The sequence below is a fragment of the Blastococcus sp. CCUG 61487 genome, assembly GCF_005222955.1.
GTDB lineage: Bacteria > Actinomycetota > Actinomycetes > Mycobacteriales > Geodermatophilaceae > Blastococcus.
The window spans coordinates 128-14,436 of sequence record NZ_LWUA01000294.1; the positions used below are offsets into that span (position 1 = coordinate 128).

Sequence of the window (14,309 nt, forward strand, 5' to 3'; positions counted from 1 at the left end):
GAGCGGCGGGTGGCCGAGGTGCGGGAGTTCCTGCGGCTGCAGGAGGCCCGCAGCCTGCTCGACGAGCTCGCGGCGGGCGCCGAGCACCTGTCCCGGATCGTCACCGGCGTGCGGCCGCTGGCCTACTCCGCCGACCAGGGGCTCACCGACGTCGACGTGCACGCCGGGCTGGAGCAGGCGCTGCTGCTGCTCCGCCACAAGCTGCCGCCCGGAGTCGGCGTCGTCCGGGACCTCGCCCCCGACGCCCGCACGGTCCGGGGCCGCCCCGCCGACCTGGCCCTCGTGTGGCTCAACCTGCTGGACAACGCCGTCGACGCCGTGGGGGAGCACGGGACGATCACCCTCCGGACTCGGCGCGACGGCGATCACGTGGTGGTCGACGTCGACAACACCGGGCCGACGGTGCCGCCGGAGGTCCTCGACCGGGTCTTCGACGCGTTCTTCACCACCAAGCCCATCGGGAAGGGCACCGGGCTGGGCCTGGCCACCTCGCTCGCGGTCGTGGCCCAGCAGCACCACGGGGAGCTGACGCTGTCCTCCAGCGACGGCGTGACGCGGGCCCGCGTGGTGCTGCCGGGCTGAGCCGGTTCACCCGCCGGCGTCGGCGGCCCGCCGCTCGGTGAGCAGGGCGCGGCAGAGCAGCGCCAGGTCGATCAGGCCCACCATCCGCCCGTCGTCGACGACGGGCGCGTAGGCGACGCGGGTGGCCAGCATGCGCTCGGTGGCGTCGGGGATGGAGGTGTCGGGAGAGACGACGACCAGTTCCGGGAGCTGGAGCGAGGTCAGCCGGGTCTTCTCCAGGTCGCGCCCGTCCGCGACGGCCTGCGTGATGTCGCCGTCGCAGATCAGCGTGACCGGCCGGCAGTCGACCCCGTCGGTGACGACGACGAGCGCGTTGTCGTGCTTCTTCTTCATGAGGTAGGCCGCCGCCGCCACGTGAGCGTCCCGTTCCACCGTCGTCACCGGCGGGCGCATCACGTCCGCGACGGTGAGTCCGGCGGTCGTCGTCGAGGTCATCGGGCGCTCCTTCGCGGCCGGGTCGATCGGCTCAGTCTGCGCCGCTCCGTCCGACCGGCACCAGAGCCTTCCGCGCCGGCGGCGGAGGGTTCAGGAAGCGTCGTCGGCCAGCACGGCGGCGAGCTGGTCGACGGCCCAGTCCAGCTCGTCGTCCGCGATGACCAGCGGAGGTGCCAGCCGGATGGTGGAGCCGTGGGTGTCCTTGGCGAGCACGCCCCGCGCCAGCAGCCGCTCGCACGCCTCGCGGCCGGTCATGCGGGCGGGGTCGATGTCGAGGCCGGCCCAGAGCCCGCGGGTCCGGACGCCCACCAGGCCCGAGCCGATCAGGGGCTCCAGCCGGGCGGCGAGACGCTCGCCCGACCGGCGGGCGCGCTCCTGGTACTCGCCGGTCCGGAGCAGCTCCACGACGGCGCTCCCGACGGCCGAGGCGAGCGGGTTGCCACCGAAGGTCGACCCGTGGCTCCCGGGATCGAAGACCCGGAGCACGTCCCGCCGGGAGACGACGGCCGACACCGGGACGATCCCCCCGCCCAGCGCCTTGCCGAGCACGTACACGTCGGGCACGACGGACTCGAGCTCGCAGGCGAAGGTGCTGCCGGTGCGGCCGAGCCCCGACTGGATCTCGTCGGCGATGAACAGCACGTCCGCCTCGGTGCACGTCCGGCGGACCTCGGCGAGGTAACCGGGAGGCGGGACGACCACCCCGGCCTCGCCCTGGACCGGCTCGAGCAGGACGGCGACGGTGCGCGGGGTGATCGCCGCGCGCACGGCGTCGGCGTCGCCGTACGGGACGACGACGAAGCCCGGGGTGTACGGGCCGTACCCGCGCCGGGCCACCTCGTCGGTGGAGAAGCTGATGACCGTGGTGGTGCGGCCGTGGAAGTTTCCGGCGGCCACGACGATCTCCGCCGATCCGTCGGGCACGCCCTTGACGTCGTATCCCCAGCGGCGGGCCAGCTTGATCGACGTCTCCACCGCCTCGGCCCCCGTGTTCATCGGCAGCACCTGCTCCATGCCGGCCAGCTCGGCCAGCCCGCGGGCGAACGGCCCCAGCCGGTCGTTGTGGAAGGCGCGGCTGGTCAGCGTCACCCGCTCGAGCTGGCGACGGGCCGCGTCCAGCAGAGCGGGGTGGCGGTGCCCGAAGTTGAGCGCCGAGTAGCCGGCCAGGCAGTCGAGGTAGCGGCGGCCCTCGACGTCGGTGACCCAGCAGCCGGCCGCCTCGGCGACGACGATCGGCAGCGGGTGGTAGTTGTGCGCCGTCACCGACTCGGCCAGGGCGAGGTGCTCGGACGTCGACAGCAGGGAGCCGGTGGGTGGGGGAGCGAGCATGGCCTCTCCTTCGACTCCTGCCGCGATCGGCGCCGCTGGCCGAGACGGTAGAGAGCCGCGCGCGCCGGGACAATCGCCGTGGACCTCGACCGCACGCGTCCCGGGCGGCCGGGCCTGGCCGGAACCGACGCCCGGGGCCTAGCGTCGGGTGTCGGCTCCCCGCCCGGAGGCTCCGTGCTCACCCAGAAGGCACTGCTGGTCGCGTCCCGCCGTCCCGGGCTGCGCCGGCTCCTGACCGGGACCCCGGCGGCCCGCCGGGTCGTCGACCGCTTCGTGGCGGGGGAGAGCCTCGACGACGCCCTGGCCGCCGTCCGCCGGCTCACCGGTGGCGGCATCCAGGTGACCCTCGACCACCTCGGGGAGGACGTGGCCGACCGCTCCGCTGCGCTCCGCACCCGCGACGCCTACCTGCGCCTGCTCGCGGCGCTCGAGCCGCTGGAGCTCGGTGGCGCCGCGGAGGTGTCGATGAAGCTGTCGGCCTGCGGGCAGGGTCTGCCGGTCGGCGGGCACGACGTCGCGGTCCGGACGGTGCGGCCGGTCGTCGAGGCGGCCTCGGCGATGGGTACGACCGTCACCCTCGACATGGAGGACTCGAGCACCGTCGACTCGACCCTGGCGGTCGTCGCGGAGCTCCGCGAGGAGCACCCGGGCACGGGTGCGGTGCTGCAGTCGATGCTCTTCCGCAGCGAGGACGACGCGAAGGCGCTCGCCGTGGCCGGGTCCCGGGTGCGGCTGGTGAAGGGCGCCTACGACGAGCCGGCCGCGGTGGCCCACCAGAGGCGGCAGGACGTCGACGCCGCCTACGTCCGCTGCCTGGAGATCCTCATGGCGGGGCCGGGCCACCCGATGGTGGGCTCCCACGACCCCGCCCTGATCGGGCGGGCGCACGAACTCGCCGCGCAGAACTCCCGGGCGGCGAACTCCTGGGAGGTGCAGATGCTCTACGGCATCCGCCCGGCCGAACAGCAGCGCCTCGCCGCCGCCGGCACGCGGGTGCGGGCCTACGTCCCCTACGGCACCGATTGGTACGCCTACTTCATGCGCCGCCTGGCCGAGCGCCCGGCGAACCTGCGCTTCCTCCTCCGCTCGCTGGCCACCCGCTCCTGACCCCGGAGAGGTCCCCATGGACGCCATCACCCAGGTACCGGCCCCGCGCAACGAGCCGGTGCTGACCTACGCCCCGGGCTCGCCCGAGCGGGCCGCCCTCCAGGCACGGCTGGCCGAGCTCGCGGCCGAGCCGGTCGAGCTGACCGCGACGCTGGGTGGGCGGCAGCGCATGGCCGGCGGCGAGCGGTTCGACGTCGTCCAGCCGCACCGGCACGCCGCCGTCCTCGGCACCTCGGCGAACGCCACGCACGCCGACGCCGAGGAGGCGATCCGCTGCGCCACGGAGGCCGCGCCGGCCTGGCAGGCGCTGTCGTCCGACGACCGGGCCGCGGTGTTCCTCAGGGCGGCCGACCTGCTGGCCGGTCCGTGGCGGCAGACGCTCAACGCCGCCACGATGCTGGGCCAGTCGAAGACGGCCGCGCAGGCCGAGATCGACAGCGCCTGCGAGCTGATCGACTTCTGGCGCTACAACGTGCACTTCGCGCGGCAGATCATGGCCGAGCAGCCGGTGTCCTCGCCCGGGGTGTGGAACCGCGTCGACCACCGCCCGCTCGAGGGCTTCGTCTACGCGATCACGCCGTTCAACTTCACCGCGATCGCCGGCAACCTGCCCACCGCCCCGGCGCTGATGGGCAACACCGTCGTCTGGAAGCCGGCGCCCACCCAGCAGTTCGCCGCGCACGTCCTGCTCCGGCTGCTCGAGGCCGCCGGCCTGCCGCCCGGCGTGATCAACATGGTCACCGGCGATGGCGTCGCGGTGTCGGAGGTGGCGCTGGCGCACCGCGACCTGGCCGGCATCCACTTCACCGGCTCCACCGCGGTGTTCCAGCACCTGTGGCGCACGGTCGGGGAGAACATCGCGAACTACCGCGGCTACCCCCGGCTCGTCGGCGAGACCGGCGGCAAGGACTTCGTCGTCGCCCACGCCTCGGCCGATGTCGACGTGCTCCGCACCGCGCTGATCCGGGGCGCCTTCGAGTACCAGGGGCAGAAGTGCTCGGCGACGTCGCGGGCCTACGTGCCGCGCAGCGTCTGGTCACGGCTGCGCGACGACCTCGTGGGGACGACGGAGGCGCTGCCGATGGGCGACGTCACCGACTTCTCGAACTTCCTGGGCGCGGTGATCGACCGGCGCTCCTTCACCAAGCTGTCCGGCGTCCTCGACCGGGCGTCGGACGATCCCGCGCTGACCGTCGTCGCCGGCGGCACGGCCGACGACAGCGAGGGCTTCTTCGTGCGTCCCACGATCATCGAGGGCACCGATCCCGACCACGAGGTGTTCACCACCGAGTACTTCGGGCCGATCCTCGCGGTGCACGTGTACGACGACGCCGACTACGGCCCGATGCTGGCGCAGCTGGAGTCGGTGGCGCCCTACGCGCTGACCGGCGCGGTGATCGCCCAGGACCGCGCGGCGATCGGGCACGCCCAGCACGTGCTGCGCCACGCGGCCGGCAACTTCTACGTCAACGACAAGCCGACCGGCGCCGTCGTCGGGCAGCAGCCGTTCGGCGGCGGTCGCGCCTCGGGCACCAACGACAAGGCGGGAGCCGCGCAGAACCTGCAGCGCTGGACGAGCACCCGGTCGATCAAGGAGACGTTCGTGCCCGCGACCGACCACCGCTACCCGCACATGGACTGATCCCGTCCGGTCAGGAGCCGTCGAGCCGGGCGAGCTGCTGCGCGGTCAGCTCGAGGTCGGCCGCGGCGGCGGAGTCGACGACGGAGGCGACCCGGGAGGCGCCGGGGATGGGCACGACGACGTCGGCCTGCGCGAGGTGCCACGCGAGCGTCACCCGGTACACCGAGTCGCCGAGCTCGTCCGCGACCTCCGCGAACGCCGGGGCCGCCGAGTCCAGCGAGCCCGCGGCCGAGACCCCGCCGAACGGGCTCCAGGGGAGGAACGCCAGCCCGTGCCCGGCGCAGTGCGCGAGCTCGTCGGCCGAGAACCGCCAGCCCGGCGAGAACTGGTTCTGCACGCTCACGAACGCCTCGCCGACTATCGAACGGGCAAGGTCGATCTGCGCGATGTCGGCGTTGGAGACCCCGACCATCCGCACCAGCCCCTCGTCGGCCAGCGCGCGCAGCGCGCCCATCGACTCCTCCCACGGGGTCGCGGGGTCGGGCCGGTGGAACTGGTAGAGCCCGATCGCGTCCACGCCCAGCCGGCGCAGCGAGGCCTCGCACGCCCGCCGGAGGTGCGCCGGGGAGCCGTCGAGCGCCCAGTCGGTGCCGCGGCGGGTGTGCCCGCCCTTGGTCGCCACCAGGACGTCGGGGGCGGATCCGTACGAGCGCAGGGCCTCGGCCACCAGCTCCTCGTTGTGCCCGAACTCCGCCTCGTCGCGGGCGTAGGCGTCCGCGGTGTCGATCAGCGTGACGCCGGCGTCGAGGGCGGCGTGCACGACGGCGACGGCGTCCTCCCGCGAGGGCCGCTCCGCCTTGGTGGACAGGGGCATGGCGCCCAGGCCGATGGCGCTGACGGGCCGGTCTCCGATGCGTCTCTGCTGCACGGGGGCTGTCGTGCCCCGCGGGTAGCGTCGGGAACCGTGAGCTCACTGTTCGACCCCGTTCCGGACGAGGACGGCCGGCCGCCGCTCGACCCCGGGGCGCCGCTGGCCGTGCGGATGCGACCGCGCTCGCTGGACGAGGTCGTCGGGCAGCAGCACCTGCTCGGGGAGCGCTCGCCGCTGCGCCGCCTGGTCGAGGCCGACGAGCCGATGTCCGTCGTCCTCTACGGCCCGCCCGGCACCGGCAAGACCACCCTGGCGCACGTCATCTCGCTGGCCACCCAGCGGCAGTTCGTGCAGCTGTCGGCGCTCGACTCCGGGGTCAAGGAGGTCCGCGCGGTCATCCAGAGCGCCAAGCGCGAACTGACCTTCTCCGGCCGGCGCACGGTGCTGTTCATCGACGAGGTGCACCGGTTCTCCAAGACGCAGCAGGACAGCCTGCTGTCGGCGGTCGAGGACCGGATCGTCAGCCTGATCGCCGCGACGACGGAGAACCCGTACTTCTCCGTGGTCAGCCCGCTGCTGTCGCGCAGCCTGGTGCTGGCCCTGCAGCCGCTCGGCGACGACGACGTGCGCACCCTGCTGCACAGGGCGCTGGCCGACGAGCGCGGACTCGACGGCGAGGTGACGCTCAGCGGTGAGGCCGAGGAGCACCTGGTCCGCATCGCCGGTGGCGACGGGCGCAAGGCGCTCACGGCGCTGGAGTCCGGCGCCGGCGCGGCCAAGGCGGTGGGCGCGACCGAGATCGACCTGGCGACCCTCGAGACCGCGGTCGCGCAGGCCGCGGTCCGGTACGACCGGCAGGGCGACCAGCACTACGACGTCGCCAGCGCGCTGATCAAGTCGATCCGCGGCAGCGACGTCGACGCCGCCCTGCACTACCTCGCCCGCATGGTCGAGGCCGGCGAGGACCCGCGCTTCATCGCCCGCCGGCTGATCATCAGCGCCAGCGAGGACATCGGGATGGCCGATCCGACCGCGCTGCAGACGGCGGTCGCCGCGATGCAGGCCGTGCAGTTCATCGGCATGCCCGAGGGCCACTTCCCGCTCGCCCACGCCGTCGTCCACCTGGCCACCGCACCGAAGTCCGACGCGGTCACCAAGGCGATGGGGGAGTCGGTGCGCGACGTGCGCGCCGGGCTCGCGGGGCCGGTTCCGCCCGGACTGCGCGACGGGCACTACGCGGGCGCGGCGAAGCTCGGCCACGCGCAGACCTACGTCTACCCGCACGCCCACCCGGACGGCGTCGTCCCGCAGCAGTACCCGCCGGACGCGCTGGTCGGCAAGGACTACTACCGGCCGACCGCGCGGGGCGCCGAGGCGAGGCTGGGGGAGCGGCTGGCCAAGCTGCGGGCGATCATCCGGCGACAGCCCCGGGAGGATCGCAACGAGGAACGAGCGAGGAGCGGACAGGGGCGCGGAGCCGGATGAGTGGGTAGGGCCGTCGGTCCGGGTGATGGGACTGCCGATGGAGGAGCCGGGCCCGCGCCGCGACTAGTGTGGCCACTCCGGGCAGGACCGCCGCCGGGTCCGGTCGCCGACGAGTACTCGAGAACAGGAGCGCGCGTGTCCGCAGGAGAGATCGCCGGGCTGGTAGCGGCCGGGGCGTTGGTGCTGCTCGTGGTGCTGATCGCCGTCCCGCTGCTCAAGCTCGGCCGCACGCTCGACGAGACGACGCTGACGATCCGGCAGGTGCGGGAGCAGAGCGCCCCGATCCTGAGCCAGGCGAACGCCACGGTGACCGCCGTGAACAGCAACCTCGAGCGCGTGGACGACATCACCGGCAACGCCGCCAACGTGTCGAGCAACGTCGCCGCGCTGACCAGCGTCGTCGCCGCCACGCTGGGCAGCCCGCTGATCAAGGTCGCCGCCTTCTCCTACGGGGTGCGTGCCGCGGTGACCAAGAAGCGCGAGGGCGAGGCCATCGCCGCGGCCGCCGCCCGTGACAAGGCCGCGCGCCGTGCTCGTCGCGCCGCCCGGCGGGCCGCCTGATGCGCCGGCTGTTCTGGCTGGCCATGGGCATCACCATCGGCGTGCTGGTGGTGCGCAAGCTGTCCGCCGCCGCCGAGAAGATGACCCCGGCGGGTATCGGCGCCTCCGTCGCCGAGGGCCTGCGCGACCTCGCGGACGCCATCGGTGACTTCGGCGCCGATGTTCGCGAGGCGATGTCCGAGCGCGAGGAGGAGCTGCGCGCCGGCACGGGCCTGGACGCGCCGCTGCCGGCGGGGGACCAGGTGCAGCTGCCGGGACGACCCGGGGCGCACTCCGCCGACCGCTGACCGACCGGCCGGGACGAGCTCCCGGCTCCCCGAGACCCGAGAAGACCTGACCGAGAAGACCTGATGCAGACCGCCGAGATCCGCCGCCGCTTCCTGGACCACTTCGCCCAGCGCGGCCACACCGTCGTCCCCAGCGCGTCGCTGGTGTCGCCGGACCCGTCGCTGCTGTTCACGGTGGCCGGGATGGTGCCGTTCATCCCGTACCTGACCGGCCGGGAGCCCGCGCCCTACCCGCGGGCGGTCAGCGTGCAGAAGTGCGTGCGCACCCTCGACATCGAGGAGGTCGGCAAGACGACCCGGCACGGCACGTTCTTCCAGATGAACGGCAACTTCTCCTTCGGCGACTACTTCAAGGAAGGGGCGATCCAGCACGCCTGGGACCTGATCACCACGTCGCACGACGACGGCGGGCTCGGCTTCGACCCGGACAAGATCTGGGTCACCGTCTACCTCGACGACGACGAGGCCGCGGACGCCTGGAAGCGGATCGCCGGCCTCCCCGACGAGCGGATCCAGCGCCGCGGGCGGACGGACAACTACTGGCACACCGGACAGCCCGGCCCTGGCGGGCCGTGCAGCGAGATCTATGTCGACCGCGGGCCGGAGCACGGCCCGGACGGCGGCCCGGTGGTGGACGAGGACCGGTTCCTGGAGATCTGGAACCTCGTCTTCATGCAGTACGAGCTCGACGACGTGCGGAGCAAGGAGGACTTCCGCATCGTCGGCGACCTGCCCGCCCAGAACATCGACACCGGCATGGGTCTCGAGCGCGTCGCCTACCTGCTGCAGGGCGTGGACAACCTCTACGAGATCGACGAGGTGGCACCCGTCCTGCACCGCGCCGCCGACCTGGCCGGCGTGCGCTACGGCAAGGACCACGACGACGACGTCCGGCTGCGCGTGGTGGCCGACCACGTGCGCAGCGGGATGATGCTCATCGGCGACGGCATCACGCCCGGCAACGAGGGCCGCGGGTACATCTTGCGCCGCCTCCTGCGCCGCGCCGTCCGGTCGATGAAGCTCCTCGGCGTCGACGAGGCGACCCTGCCCGAGCTGCTGCCGGTGTCCAAGGACGCCATGAAGGCCAGCTACCCGGAGCTGGAGACCGACTTCGCCCGCATCTCGGCGATCGCCTACGCCGAGGAGGAGGCGTTCCGCCGCACGCTCGCGTCCGGGACGGCGCTGTTCGACACCGCGGTGCAGCAGGCCAAGACCGCGGGCTCCCCCACGCTGTCGGGGGAGCAGGCCTTCAGCCTGCACGACACCTACGGGTTCCCGATCGACGTGACCCTGGAGATGGCCGCGGAGCAGGGCGTCGTCGTCGACGAGGACGGCTTCCGGGCCCTCATGAAGGAGCAGCGCGACAGGGCGCGCGCCGATGCCCGCGCGAAGAAGACCGGCGCCGTCGACGTGGCCGCCTACAGCAAGCTGCTGGCCGACCACGGCCCCACCGACTGGCGGGCCTACGAGACCCTGCGCACCGACTCGCGCGTGCTCGGGGTCGTCGGCGAGGGGGACGAGGAGGCTGCGCCGCGGCCGGCCGGTCCCGGCGAGATCACCCGCGTCGTCCTCGACCGGACGCCGTTCTACGCCGAGTCCGGCGGGCAGGTCGCCGACGCCGGCATCCTGACCTGGGACGGCGGCCGCGCGGAGGTCATCGACGTCCAGCGGCCGGTCAAGGGCCTCGTGGCGCACCAGGTGCGGATCCTCGAGGGCGAGCTGCGCGCGGGCGCCGAGCTCACCGCCGAGGTCGACCGCGAGTGGCGGCTCTCGGCGTGCCAGGCGCACTCCGGCACCCACGTCGTGCACGCCGCGCTGCGCGAGGTGCTCGGCCCGCAGGCGCTGCAGTCCGGGTCATACAACCGGCCCGGCTACCTGCGGCTGGACTTCGCCTGGCAGAAGGCGCTCAGCCAGCAGCAGCGGACCGACATCGAGGACGTCGCCAACGCCGCCGTCCGCGCCGACCACACGGTGACCGCCTCCTGGATGACGCTGCCCGAGGCCCAGGCGTTCGGCGCGCTGGCGCTGTTCGGCGAGACCTACGGCGAAGAGGTGCGCGTCGTGGAGATCGGCGGCCCCTGGTCGCGCGAGCTCTGCGGTGGCACCCACGTCCGCGGCAGCGCGCAGATCGGCACGCTGGCGCTGACCGGCGAGTCGTCGGTCGGCTCCGGCTCGCGGCGCGTCGAGGCCGTCGTCGGCCTGGAGGGCTTCCGCTACCTCGCCCGCGAGCGCGACCTCGTCCGCCAGCTGTCCGAGCTGCTCAAGACACCGCAGGACGGGCTCGTCGAGCGGGTCGGCGGCATGCTCGCGCGGCTCCGCGAGGTCGACAGGGAGCTGGCCGAGCTCCGCAGCCAGCAGACGGTGGCCGCCGCGGGCCAGCTGGCCGGGGCCGCGAAGGACGTCGGCGGGGTCGCGCTGGTCACCGGCGCGCCTCCCGGCCTGAGCGGGGGTGACCTGCGCACCCTGGCGCTGGACGTCCGCGGCCGGCTGGGCGACCGCCCGGCGGTCGTGCTGCTGGCCACCGAGTCCGGTGGCAAGGTGGCACTCGTCGCGGCGGTGAACCCGGCCGCCCAGGAGCGTGGGCTGTCGGCCAACGACGTGCTGAAGGCCGCGGCGGGCCCCGTGGGCGGCCGCGGCGGCGGCAAGGCCGACGTCGCCCAGGGGGGCGGTACCGACGCGGCGGGCATCCCCGCCGCCCTGCAGGCCGGCGAGACGGCGGTTGCGGCCGCCACTGGGAGGGGAGCACCGTGACCACGACCGAGGACAACGGTCCCGAGTACAACCCCGAGGACACCGGTCCGGTCGGGGAGCGCAAGCGCAAGCTGCCGGCCGTGCCCCCGGCACGGCCGCGGTCCCAGCCGGCGCACCACCCCACGACCGAGATCGATCTCAGCCGGGGCTTCCCGCCGGTGACGAACGAGACGACGGAGATCGACCTGTCCGGCGGCTGGCCGGCGCACCTCAAGGTGCCGCCGAAGCCGGCCACCGAGGGCCGGCCGACCGGCCGGGTGCTGGGTGTCGACGTCGGCACGGTGCGGGTCGGCCTGGCGCTGTCCGACGCCACGGGCACCCTCGCCAGCCCGCTGGAGACGGTCCGCCGGGCCAAGGACGGCGCCGATCTGGACCGGCTCGCGGCCCTCGTGGTGGAACACGAGGTGACCGAGGTGGTGGTGGGAGAGCCGAAGCATCTGTCAGGTGCGTCGGGCGCGTCCGCGGAGGACGCCGCCGCCTACTCTCAGGCACTGGCCGACCGCATAGCGGATGTGCCCGTGTACCTGATCGACGAGAGGCTCTCCACCGTGACCGCAGCCAGTCACCTGCGTCAGGGCGGCATCGACAGCCGCAACCAGCGCTCCGTGATCGACCAGGCGGCCGCCGTCGTCATCCTGCAGCAGTACCTGGACAGCAGGCGGGCCCGGTCGTGACCGAGCCCGGCGGTCCGCGCCGGCGGGGGCGTCACTCCGCCGGCGACGGAACCGGCGGCTTCCCCGCTCCCTCCTGGGGCACCGGCCTCCCGCCGGTCCCGGGCTCGCCGAACGCTGGTCACGGTGCCTTCGGTCCCGGTCCCTCCGGCGCTCCGTGGCCGGCGGACGACCCGCCCGCCCGCCCGCGGTTCGAGCCCTGGACGGACTCCGGGGCCTCGACCGGCGGCATCCGCCGCGTGTCCGGCCTGCTGGACCGGCACGAGGACCAGACCGGCCCGCTCGCCGAGTCCGACTGGTGGGCCGCGGGCTCGCACGATCCCTCCGACGGGCACCGTCCCGACAGCGCGCACCCCTCCGGTCCGCTGCCCCCGCTCCCGCCGCGACCCCCAGGCGTCTGGGACAGGCTGCGGCAGCGCCCGGACGACGAGGACGCGACGGTCGCCCACCCGCTCGACCCGCACGACCTCCGTCGCGAGGAGCCGCCCGTCCGGCCGCCGGAGGCGGACGTCGACCCCTGGGAGGACAGCACCGGAGGCCTCGAGGTCATCGGCGCGCACGTCGACGATCACGGCCCCCGGCGAGGCCGGGGTCGGCGCCGGCGTGCCGCCGGACGCGAGGAGCCCGGGACCGCCGATCGGCACCACGACGACGGGCACCACGACGAGAGCCGCCGGGGCGGGCGCCGTCGTCGCCGCCCGGTGGCCGTCCTGCTCAGCCTGCTGGTCCTGGGCGGCCTCGTCGCCGGGATCGTCTTCGGCGTCCAGGCGCTGATGGGCCTGCTGGCCGCCGACGACTACACCGGCGAGGGCACCGGCTCGGTCGAGATCCGGGTGGAGCAGGGCGACACGCTCACCGACATCGCCCGCACCCTCGTCGGTGCCGACGTCATCGCCTCGACCGGCCCCTTCGTGTCAGCAGCCGAAGGCCGCCCCGAGGCGACCGGCATCCAGCCCGGCCGCTACGGACTGCGTCAGCAGATGAGCGGCGCAGCGGCCCTGGACCTGCTGCTCAGCGCCGAGTCCCGGCTGCTGTCCCGCGTGACGGTGCCGGAGGGGCTCACCGTCGCCCGCACCCTGGAGCGCCTCGCCACCGAGACCGGTCGGCCGCTCGAGGAGTTCCAGGCCGCGGCCGCCGACCTGCCCGCCCTGGGCCTGCCGGCCTACGCCAACGCCCAGCTCGAGGGCTTCCTCTACCCGGCCACCTACGACATCGAGCCCGAGGACACGGCGGGGCAGATTCTCCGGTCGATGGTGCAGAAGTTCACCACCGTGGCCGCCGGTCTCCAGCTGGAGCAGCGTGCCGCGGCGCTCGGCCGCACCCCGGGCGAGATCGTCACGGTGGCCTCGCTGATCCAGTCGGAGACCCGGCTGGACGAGGAACGCCCCGACGTCGCGCAGGTCATCTACAACCGGCTCGGCCAGGGCATCCCGCTGGGCATCGACGCCACCCTCGCCTACGGCCTCAGCAAGAGCGGCAACGACCTGACCGTCACCGACCTGCGCACCGACGGCGACTACAACACCCGGACGCGCACCGGGCTCCCCCCGACGCCGATCAGCTCGCCCGGCGAGGCCAGCCTGGAGGCGGCGCTCAGCCCCAGCTCGGGACCACTGCTGTACTACGTCCTCGAGAGCCAGGACGGGAAGCACTTCTTCACCGCCGACTACGCCGAGTTCCAGGCGGCGCGGCAGCGGTGCGCCGAGGCCGGCCTCGGCTGCGGTGGCTGACCGGCTCCAGCGGGCGGCGGTGCTGGGCCGGCCGGTCTCGCACTCGCTGTCGCCGCTCCTGCACCGGGCGGCGTACGCGGCGCTCGGGCTGGAGAACTGGCAGTACGACGCGCTCGACGTCGGCGCCGAGGACCTGCCCGACCTGCTGGCCGGGCTCGGCCCGGAGTGGCGCGGCTTCTCGGTCACGATGCCGTGCAAGCAGGCGGCGGTGGAGGTCGCCGACGTCGTCGAGCCGCTGCCGCGCCTGCTGAACGCGGCGAACACCCTCCTGCGGGTGGACGCGGGATGGCGGGCGGAGAACACCGACGTCTCCGGCATCGGGACGGCGCTGCAGGGCGCCGGGGTCGACGCGGTGGACCGGGCCGCGGTGCTGGGCGCGGGCGGGACGGCAGCCGCGGCCGCGGTCGCGCTGGCCTCGCTGGGCGCCACGCAGGTGGACGTCGTCGTCCGCGAGCCGGCGCGGGCGACCGACCTGGTCCGCGTCCTCGAGACCCTGGGCGTCGCGGTGACGGTGGCCCGGCTCGACGGGGCCCGGGTCGAGGCCCCCGTCGTCGTGAGCACCGTGCCGATCGCGGGGCAGCCCGCGGTCAGCGCGCTCCCGTGGGGCCCGGGCCAGACGGTGCTCGACGTCCTCTACGCGCCGTGGCCGACGCCGCTGGCCGAGAGGGTCACCGGAGCGGGGGGCACGGTCATCGGGGGCGCCGAGGTGCTCTTCTGGCAGGCCACCGTGCAGGTCGAGCTCATGACCGGTCTCCCGGCACCCATCGCGGAGATGCGCCGCGCCCTGGACGCCGCGCTCGACGCCCGCTGACCGCACCGCCCGTGGACGTCGCCCGGCCGGTGCTCGCCGCCGTCGTCCTGCTCGTCGCCGTGGCCGTCGGGCCGTGGCTGGCGCGGGTGGCGGCCCGGCTCGCCGCC

At 74.4% G+C, this 14,309-nt stretch carries 13 protein-coding genes; 10 read left to right on the forward strand and 3 right to left on the reverse strand.

Features of this window, described 5'->3' with window-relative positions; all coding sequences use genetic code 11:
• The first annotated feature begins 156 nt into the window (after positions 1–156).
• Positions 157–582 carry a sensor histidine kinase gene (locus A6V29_RS22250; RefSeq protein WP_502700124.1) on the forward strand — a complete coding sequence of 142 codons (426 nt, stop codon included), beginning with the start codon at positions 157–159 and terminating at the stop codon, positions 580–582.
• A 6-nt stretch (positions 583–588) separates the two neighbouring features.
• Here A6V29_RS22250 and A6V29_RS20230 read toward each other — a convergent pair whose 3' ends face one another.
• A complete protein-coding gene (locus tag A6V29_RS20230; RefSeq protein ID WP_137161986.1) occupies positions 589–1,017 on the reverse strand; it encodes a CBS domain-containing protein in 429 nt (142 codons plus the stop codon).
• Between the two features lie 90 nt (positions 1,018–1,107).
• Positions 1,108–2,346, reverse strand: coding sequence for an ornithine--oxo-acid transaminase (gene rocD / locus A6V29_RS20235; protein WP_137161987.1), 1,239 nt, complete (start codon positions 2,344–2,346; stop codon positions 1,108–1,110).
• 174 nt (positions 2,347–2,520) lie between these two features.
• On the opposite strand from rocD, the gene A6V29_RS20240 reads away from it, so the two are divergent.
• Positions 2,521–3,453: a proline dehydrogenase family protein gene (locus A6V29_RS20240; protein WP_137161988.1), complete on the forward strand. Its 933-nt coding sequence runs from the start codon at positions 2,521–2,523 to the stop codon at positions 3,451–3,453.
• A 16-nt stretch (positions 3,454–3,469) separates the two neighbouring features.
• The gene (gene pruA, locus A6V29_RS20245) at positions 3,470–5,095 is read left to right on the forward strand and encodes an L-glutamate gamma-semialdehyde dehydrogenase (RefSeq protein WP_137161989.1); all 1,626 of its coding nucleotides are present in this window, start codon (positions 3,470–3,472) and stop codon (positions 5,093–5,095) included.
• A gap of 10 nt (positions 5,096–5,105) precedes the next feature.
• Here the strand turns inward: pruA and A6V29_RS20250 are convergent, their stop codons facing one another.
• On the reverse strand, positions 5,106–5,963 hold the full coding sequence (locus tag A6V29_RS20250; RefSeq protein ID WP_137161990.1) for an aldo/keto reductase: 858 nt from the start codon (positions 5,961–5,963) through the stop codon (positions 5,106–5,108).
• Positions 5,964–5,999: 36 nt separating this feature from the next.
• On the opposite strand from A6V29_RS20250, the gene A6V29_RS20255 reads away from it, so the two are divergent.
• The 7 genes from A6V29_RS20255 to A6V29_RS20285 all read left to right on the forward strand — a co-directional run bounded on the left by A6V29_RS20255 (position 6,000) and on the right by A6V29_RS20285 (position 14,202).
• A complete protein-coding gene (locus tag A6V29_RS20255) occupies positions 6,000–7,391 on the forward strand; it encodes a replication-associated recombination protein A (RefSeq protein WP_137161991.1) in 1,392 nt (463 codons plus the stop codon).
• Positions 7,392–7,526: 135 nt separating this feature from the next.
• Entirely contained in the window at positions 7,527–7,952 is a 426-nt protein-coding gene (locus tag A6V29_RS20260; RefSeq protein WP_137161992.1) for a DUF948 domain-containing protein, read from the forward strand.
• Entirely contained in the window at positions 7,952–8,239 is a 288-nt protein-coding gene (locus A6V29_RS20265; protein ID WP_137161993.1) for a hypothetical protein, read from the forward strand. The genes A6V29_RS20260 and A6V29_RS20265 overlap by 1 nt, the downstream gene beginning before the upstream one ends.
• A gap of 63 nt (positions 8,240–8,302) precedes the next feature.
• Positions 8,303–10,990 carry an alanine--tRNA ligase gene (gene alaS / locus A6V29_RS20270; protein WP_137161994.1) on the forward strand — a complete coding sequence of 896 codons (2,688 nt, stop codon included), beginning with the start codon at positions 8,303–8,305 and terminating at the stop codon, positions 10,988–10,990.
• Complete coding sequence (gene ruvX, locus A6V29_RS20275; protein WP_137161995.1) at positions 10,987–11,664, forward strand: Holliday junction resolvase RuvX; 678 nt, start codon at positions 10,987–10,989, stop codon at positions 11,662–11,664. The genes alaS and ruvX overlap by 4 nt, the downstream gene beginning before the upstream one ends.
• A gap of 236 nt (positions 11,665–11,900) precedes the next feature.
• The gene (gene mltG, locus A6V29_RS20280) at positions 11,901–13,391 is read left to right on the forward strand and encodes an endolytic transglycosylase MltG (protein ID WP_170977983.1); all 1,491 of its coding nucleotides are present in this window, start codon (positions 11,901–11,903) and stop codon (positions 13,389–13,391) included.
• Complete coding sequence (locus tag A6V29_RS20285; protein ID WP_137161997.1) at positions 13,384–14,202, forward strand: shikimate dehydrogenase; 819 nt, start codon at positions 13,384–13,386, stop codon at positions 14,200–14,202. Before mltG ends, A6V29_RS20285 begins: the two co-directional genes overlap by 8 nt.
• Positions 14,203–14,309 lie beyond the last annotated feature (107 nt).